The organism is Labrenzia sp. C1B70 (assembly GCF_000475395.1).
Taxonomy (GTDB): domain Bacteria; phylum Pseudomonadota; class Alphaproteobacteria; order Rhizobiales; family Stappiaceae; genus Roseibium; species Roseibium algicola.
In genome coordinates this window covers 1-1,488 of record NZ_AXCE01000043.1, presented here as the reverse complement: position 1 = coordinate 1,488, position 1,488 = coordinate 1, and the positions used below count along the sequence as shown (strand labels likewise).

Annotated in this window: 1 protein-coding gene; it reads right to left on the bottom strand. The window is 65.4% G+C overall.

Going from position 1 to position 1,488, the window contains the following annotated elements:
- Nucleotides 1-1,488, bottom strand: a 1,488-nt coding sequence (locus Q666_RS0133985) for a VCBS domain-containing protein (protein ID WP_031285132.1), incomplete at both ends; no start/stop codon positions are given.

Genomic DNA, 1,488 nt, shown 5'->3' with positions numbered 1-1,488 from the left:
CTGCCGAGATCGACCGGGCTGGACACAACGGGACCGTCATTGCTGCCGGTCACGGTGATGACGAGGTTCTGGGTATCGGTCGCCCCGGCATGGTCGGTGACTGTAACCGGGATCGTCAGCTGCTGGGTCTGGCCCGCCGCGAGATGCTGATAGGCCGCGTGGCTGGGGTCGAAGCTCCACGACCCATCCTGGTTCAGGGTGAAGCCGTCCACCGGCTGGCCGGCCGCGAAGGTCTTGGTGTCGCCATGATCGACGTCGGCTGCCACCATCTGGCCGGTGACGGACTTCCCGTCCTCCGTCGCCGAGGCCGTCGCAGCCTTCAACACAGGGGCGTCGTTGGTGCCGGCAATCGTCACGCTCAAGGTGTGCTTCGTACCGTCGACTGAGGTCACCTCGAACCTGTCGGTCAGTGTGTCGCCCGGCTTCAGACCCTGAACGGCAGCCTGGGCGTTGTCGGCGAAGTAGTTCCAATGCCCCTTCGCATCGATGGAAAAAGTGCCGTAGGTCGCTGCACCTGCCTGCCACCCAACCGGTGTGAAGGCCGCTTCCCCTGCGTCTGGATCCGTGACCGTCAACGTTCCCTGCGTCAGGAGTTGGCCGTGAAAAGCTGCGCGATCCTCGGTCAGGGCTCCTGTATCGGTGCCGGCAATTACCGCCGCGTCCGGTGTCGCGCCAAGCGTCAGGGAGGCGGTCTGGGCAACGGTGCCGCCGTGGCCGTCGGTGACCTGGTAGCTGAGCGTGACCGGGCCGTTGTAATCCGGGTCCGGCGTGAAGGTGAAGCCGTGCGCGGCATCGCCGGTGATGGTTCCGTGGTCCGCACTCAGCCCCGTCACCGACAAGGTGTCGCCCGTATCAATGTCAGTGGCATGGGCCAGAAGCTGCGCCGCCGAGATCTGGACGGAATGATCTTCCGTTCCCCTGCCGAGATCGACCGGGCTCGACACAACGGGACCGTCATTGCTGCCGGTCACCGTGATAACGAGGTTCTGGGTATCGGTCGCCCCGGCATGGTCGGTGACTGTAACCGGGATGGTGATCTGCTGGGTCTGGCCCGCCGCGAGATGCTGATAGGCCGCGTGGCTGGGGTCGAAGCTCCACGACCCATCCTGGTTCAGGGTGAAGCCGTCCACCGGCTGGCCGGCCGCGAAGGTCTTGGTGTCGCCATGATCGACGTCGGCTGCCACCATCTGGCCGGTGACGGACTTCCCGTCCTCCGTCGCCGAGGCCGTCGCAGCTCTCAGGACCGGCCCGTCATTGGTGCCATGGATGGTGATATTGATCCGGTGGGCGGTGCCGTCGGCCGAGTGCACTTCGTAGATTGCGTGGCCTTCCTCACCCGCCGCGAGGGCCTGGATGGCGGGATGGGTATTGTCGACCTCGTATCCCCACCAGCCGCTGCGAAGGATGTGCAAGCTGCCACCGAAGGGATCCGAGACCGCGTGTTCGCCCAGGCTGTTGGACTGGAAATGGTCGAAGGCCGTGCCATCC